This is a genomic window from Candidatus Magnetaquicoccus inordinatus, assembly GCF_004217665.1.
GTDB lineage: Bacteria > Pseudomonadota > Magnetococcia > Magnetococcales > Magnetaquicoccaceae > Magnetaquicoccus > Magnetaquicoccus inordinatus.
Genome location: NZ_RXIU01000225.1, coordinates 1 through 5,753 on the forward strand (window position 1 = coordinate 1; position 5,753 = coordinate 5,753).

General features: G+C 54.4%; 6 protein-coding genes. 5 read left to right on the plus strand and 1 reads right to left on the minus strand.

The window, feature by feature from the left end; all coding sequences use genetic code 11:
* A partial coding sequence (locus tag EJP87_RS13375; RefSeq protein ID WP_193771383.1) for an anhydro-N-acetylmuramic acid kinase occupies window positions 1–1,044 on the minus strand: 1,044 nt, incomplete at its 3' end.
* A 77-nt stretch (window positions 1,045–1,121) separates the two neighbouring features.
* On the opposite strand from EJP87_RS13375, the gene tyrS reads away from it, so the two are divergent.
* The 5 genes from tyrS (at window position 1,122) to EJP87_RS13400 (ending at window position 5,556) form a co-directional block, all read left to right on the plus strand.
* On the plus strand, window positions 1,122–2,351 hold the full coding sequence (gene tyrS / locus EJP87_RS13380; RefSeq protein ID WP_130472372.1) for a tyrosine--tRNA ligase: 1,230 nt from the start codon (window positions 1,122–1,124) through the stop codon (window positions 2,349–2,351).
* Window positions 2,348–3,142 (plus strand): DUF3108 domain-containing protein, encoded by a 795-nt coding sequence (locus EJP87_RS13385; protein ID WP_130472373.1) that lies wholly within the window; start codon window positions 2,348–2,350, stop codon window positions 3,140–3,142. Before tyrS ends, EJP87_RS13385 begins: the two co-directional genes overlap by 4 nt.
* 54 nt (window positions 3,143–3,196) lie before the next feature.
* On the plus strand, window positions 3,197–3,940 hold the full coding sequence (gene kdsB, locus EJP87_RS13390) for a 3-deoxy-manno-octulosonate cytidylyltransferase (RefSeq protein WP_227657639.1): 744 nt from the start codon (window positions 3,197–3,199) through the stop codon (window positions 3,938–3,940).
* 4 nt (window positions 3,941–3,944) lie between these two features.
* Window positions 3,945–4,628: a transglycosylase SLT domain-containing protein gene (locus EJP87_RS13395; RefSeq protein ID WP_130472374.1), complete on the plus strand. Its 684-nt coding sequence runs from the start codon at window positions 3,945–3,947 to the stop codon at window positions 4,626–4,628.
* A gap of 355 nt (window positions 4,629–4,983) precedes the next feature.
* Complete coding sequence (locus EJP87_RS13400; RefSeq protein WP_130472375.1) at window positions 4,984–5,556, plus strand: septation protein A; 573 nt, start codon at window positions 4,984–4,986, stop codon at window positions 5,554–5,556.
* The last annotated feature ends 197 nt before the right edge of the window (window positions 5,557–5,753 follow it).

Consider the following 5,753-nt stretch of genomic DNA (forward strand, 5'->3'; position numbering starts at 1 on the left):
GGTGGCACCTGGTAAAGAAGAGGGCAAATCACGCAGAGTGCGCACCGCAAACCAGGCAAAGGCTTGCGCTTCCAGGGTATCTACATCCACTCCCAGGGCAGCGCTATCGACAATTTCACTTTCCGACAATGCCAATTGCAGTCTGCTCGCCAAATGACGGTTTTTGACTCCGCCGCCGCACAAAACCACTTGATGCGGGGCTGGCGCCAACAGTTTGCGGCAGGCCATGGCCACCGAAACCACAGTCAATTCACAAAGAGTGGCAAAACTATCTGCTTGGCTTAATTGCGGAAAAATCTGCAGAAAGCGATGCAGAAAAGGCAGACCAAACAGTTCACGTCCGGTCGATTTGGGAAAGGGGCGATTAAAGAAGGGATCCGACAACAACCATTCCAAAGCCCGGCTATCCACCGTACCACGCGCAGCTTGTGCACCATCCCGATCATGGGTCTCGGCACCATGGCTGGTCAATTCGGCCAGCAGATCGAGAAGAGTATTGGCAGGCCCGGTATCCCCTGCCAACAACGGTTCGAGCGGATCCGCCGGCAGAGCAGTCAGATTGGCAATTCCCCCCAAATTGACCACAGCAACCCGTTTTCCGGGTTGCGCAAACAGCGCCTGATGAAATAATGGTGTCAAAGGAGCCCCCTCCCCTTGTCGAGCCATGTCGGCGGGGCGAAAATTTGCTACAGTAGTGATGCCCGTTGTGGCGGCGATAACGAAGGGGTTGCCGATCTGCAGTGTAAAATGGGGAGGACGATGACGTACCGTCTGTCCATGGCTGCCGATCACCTGTACCTGCTCGGGGGTGAGCCCCCCACGGCGAATCACCTCCAAAGCTGCCTGGGCAAACAGACGACCCAATTCATGGTCGAGACGCCCCATCCGATCCAGCTCCTCGGCAGCCGGTTCATACAGCGATAACACATGCTGACGGATCTCCATCGGATAGGGAATGACGGTATGCGCCAAAACCTGGGGAGGCACCACTCCATCGGTACGCAACAACACCGCATCGATGGCATCCGCGGAGGTGCCCGACATCAGGCCAACCGCATGCACTGGATATTCGGTAGGTAAATTCATCGCTTTAACACACGCTCCACAGTGAGAAAACCAACATGTCACAGCAACAAACCCAGCGCGTCGCCGAACAGATGCGCCTTATTCGCCGGGGAGTGGCGCAACTGATTTCAGAGGCTGAGTTGGAAGAAAAACTTACCCGCTCCCTCGCAACAGGTGTGCCATTACGTATCAAGGCCGGTTTTGATCCCACTGCTGCCGATCTGCATTTGGGACACACCGTTTTATTGCACAAGATGCGGCAATTCCAAGAGCTTGGCCACGAGGTGATTTTTTTGATCGGTGATTTTACCGGTCGGATTGGTGACCCCACCGGCAAGAATGCCACCCGCAAACCATTGACACCTGAAGAGGTTACGGCCAATGCGCAAACCTATCAGAAGCAGGTATTTCACATACTCGACCGGGAAAAAACCCGCGTGGTCTTCAACAGCTCCTGGATGGATAAACTCTCGGCGGTGGAGATGATTCAACTGGCAGCACGCTATACGGTGGCCCGCATGTTGGAACGGGAGGATTTTGCCAACCGCTACCGTCAAGGGCAACCCATTGCCATTCATGAATTTCTCTACCCCCTGGTACAAGGCTATGATTCGGTGGTGCTACAGGCCGATCTGGAGTTGGGTGGCACCGATCAAACCTTCAATCTGTTGGTGGGACGAGAGTTGCAAAAAGATTCTGGACAAGCACCACAATGTATTTTGACCATGCCCATCCTGGAGGGGTTGGATGGCGTACAAAAAATGTCCAAATCGCTGGGCAATTTTATTGCCATTCAGGATTCGCCCGATGAGATGTTTGGCAAAATGATGTCGCTTTCCGACCCCTTGATGTGGCGCTATTATGAACTGTTGTCCACGTTGGACATGGAACAGATTGAAGAGCGCCGCCAGCAGGTGGAGGCTGGCCGCTTTCATCCGATGGAGGCAAAAAAATTGTTGGCTGCCGAGTTGACACAGCGCTTTCACGGCCAAGATGCTGCCAGCCAGGCCAGAGAGCGTTTTGAAGCAATTTTTGGCCACAAAGAGCTGCCAAGCGAAGTCGAGACCATCACCCTGGCCAGTGAAGGGGGCTCTCTGGGGCTGGCATCTGCCTTGACCCAATGCGGTTTGCTCGCTTCCAATAGCGAAGCCTTTCGCTTGATCCGCCAGCAGGCGGTAGCGGTCGATGGCCAACGCATCAGTGATGATCGTCTGCGACTGCAGGCAGGCGGAAGCTATCTGCTGCAGGTGGGTAAACGCCGTTTTGCGCGATTAGTGCTGACATGAAACAGCTTCTTGTAGTATTATCGATACTCTGTTTGTGGGGAGTGAGTGCGCTGGCAGCAACAGAACGCACTTGGCGCCTGGGTGCAGCCGATGGCGAACATCTGGATTATCGTCTGCGCTGGTTGGGCGTAACGGCAGCCGATGCCACTCTGCAGTTGCAACGCAAAAATGGTAGCGACTATGCGGCCAAAGCCACCTTGTCCACCATTGCCGGGGCCCGTCTGCTGAAAACAATCGATGAAACCCTGACTGCCGATGGACAAGAGCGTGACGGTCACTTTGCCGCGCACCACTTTGTCAAAGATCAACTGCGGGGTGATCAGCGCAAATGGACCTCATTTTTGTTTGATCGGGAGATGCACCAGGTATTCCGCCGTCATCGTCCTCAGGAAGACAAGGCAGAAGAGCGTCTCATCATTCCCGTGGAGAGCGCACTGGTTACTGATCCATTGAGCGCTCTGTATGCACTGCGCGCCTGGCCAGAATTGATGTCGGGACAGAGACTGCAGCGGACCATTGTTGATGGCGAAAAAAGCTTTTGTCTGAACATCTCTATCGGTGGCAGTCAGCAGTGGCAGAGTGCAATCGGCTCCTTCCGGGCCTTTTCCATACAGATTGCTGTGGAAAATTCGGAGCTGTTCCGGCAGCGCGGTCCGATTCAGATGTTGGTGACCGATGATGCCCGGCGCATCCCCCTGCAGATTGAGGCCCAACTCTCTATCGGTGCGGTAGTGGCCGAATTGGTGGGCTTTAGCGACGGCAGAGGGGAGAGCCGACGTTCGGCTGAGTAGAATAGCATATTGGACCTCTTACCAGATCACCCTTCAGCAATAAGGAAACGCGCTTTGCCAGCCACTGCCCAGAAGGCGATTGCCGTCATCATCCCTGCCCGCTATGCCTCCAGTCGTCTTCCTGGCAAGCCGTTGCTGGATCTGGCTGGCAAGCCGATGATCCAACATGTTTACGAACGGGCCATGCAGGCACAGGTAGCGCATGTGGTTGTGGCAACCGATGATGAACGCATAGTCTCTGCGGTACAGGCTTTTGGCGGTCAGGTGGTCATGACCTCGCCCAGCCATCCATCGGGTACCGATCGGGTTGCCGAAGCAGCCCGCTCGCTGCAGGCCGATATTATCGTCAATGTACAAGGCGATGAACCGTTGCTGGATCCACAGGTGATCAATCAAGTGGCGGCGCCACTGGTTGCGGATGCCACTCTGGTGATGGCCACCGCTGCCCATCCGCTCCATGAACAGGCGACAGCACGGGATCCCAATGTGGTCAAGGTGGTCTGCAACCGCCAGGGTAATGCACTCTATTTTTCCCGTGCACCCATTCCCTATGACCGGGATCCTGCTCCAAAAACAGCGCCTCTGCTACGTCATCTGGGTCTATATGCCTACCGTGCCGATTTTTTGCAAAAACTGGCCACTCTCCCGCCAACCCCCCTGGAACAACGAGAACGGTTGGAGCAGTTGCGGGTTTTGGAAGAGGGGTATCTGATTCGTGTCGTCATAACCGAACAGGCAGCCATTGGGGTTGACACCCCGGCGGATGCCGAACAGGTGCGCCGCTTACTGGCCCGCTAATACCATGAAAATATTTGCACCATCCTGGTTATCCTCTGTGCTCTCTTTCTGGCTGGGCGGCCTCCTGCTGTTGCTGGCAGGCGGATGCAGTACAACCCCCTCCTCGGAGGGGCGTCCCATCTCCCAGGTCAATATCAACGATGCCTGCGATATTTTTCGCAATCGCGGCTCCTGGTATCAGGTGATGCACAAATCCTATCAAAAATGGGGTACACCGGTGCATGTGCAACTGGCGATTATCCATCAGGAGTCCAAATTTCGCTCCGATGCGCGCCCCATCAGCAAAGGCAGTTGGATGGGTCTGTTTCCGGGGCAGCGACTCTCTTCCGCCTTTGGCTATGCGCAGGCCCTCGACGGCACCTGGGCCCATTATCAAAGACAGACCGGCAACCATAGTGCCAACCGGGAAGATTTTCGCGATGCGGTCGATTTTATCGGCTGGTATAACCATATCAGCCATAAAAAATTGGCCATCTCTACCTGGGATGCCTACAATCTCTATTTGGCCTATCATGAAGGACATGGGGGCTATGCTGCCAAAAGTTTCCAGAAAAAATCCTGGCTGATCAAAGTGGCAGAAAAGGTGGAACGCAATGCTGCCAAATATAAAACACAACTGGGGCAGTGTTCCGGCTCCTTCTCCACGAAAGAGGAGAAGGAAAGCAACTGGTTTGTATGGCCATTTTAAGAATAACCAGGAAACTGTGTGCATGCCATCGAACAGATAGGCAGGGCAATCGCATTTAAAAATCAGAAAACTATTATGGAGGTCCAGGAGGAGATTATCTCCTCCTGGTGGGTGCAGGGCAAAGCCCTGCTGGTAATGTGCGGCGTTTCACAGAAGCGAATGCGTAGCATTCGCGCACGCCGCACAGATTTGTGCCCCGAAGGGGCACTCTTTGGGAGGGCGGACGCCCGACATGCACAGTTTCGCTGTGGCAACAGTGAGAAAATTGGCAAATGCGATTGCCCTGAACTGATAGGGCCTGTATCAATAATGATCCGGCGACCGTGTCCAAACTATTTTCCGAAAAGAGCGCCTCATGAAACAACTGCTTGAGTTATGGCCAGTCTTGCTGTTTTTTTTGACCTATCAATGGAGCGATATCTATAGCGCAACTGCGGTATTAATGGCGGCGGTCACTGTGCACTCTGCTGTGCTGTGGTGGCACAAGCGACAACTCACCCCCATGCAGTGGATGACCTTGCTTTTGGTGCTTGTGTTTGGTGGTGCCACGCTGTTGCTGCAGGATCCTCGTTTTATTCAATGGAAACCCACGCTGCTGAACTGGTTGATGGCTGCAGCCTTTGCCGGCAGCCATTTTGTCGGCGAAAAACCGTTGATTCGTCACCTGCTCGACAGCCAAATCAGCCTGCCACAACCGCTGTGGCGCCGACTCAGTCTGGCCTGGATCCTCTTTTTTCTCTTTTCCGGTCTCTTGAACCTGTTTGTGGCCTATAATTTTGATGAGGCAACCTGGGTCTCCTTCAAACTGTTTGGTTTGCTCGGACTAACCCTGTTGTTTGTGGTTTTACAAAGCATCTGGCTGGCTCGCCATCTGCCAGATGAGACAACAGCAGCGGATCCCCAAAAGCAGCCACCAGCAGAGGCATAAAATGCAACTCATAGTCACTATTCAGGTTCGTGCTGGCTCGCCAGCTCTACCCGGTTTGCGATGACTCGCCAGCTCTACCCGGTTTGCGATGACTCGCCAGCTCTACCCGGTTTGCGATGACTCGCCAGCTCTACCCGGTTTGCGATGACTCGCCAGCTCTACCCGGTTTGCGATGACTCGCCAGCTCTACCCCCATG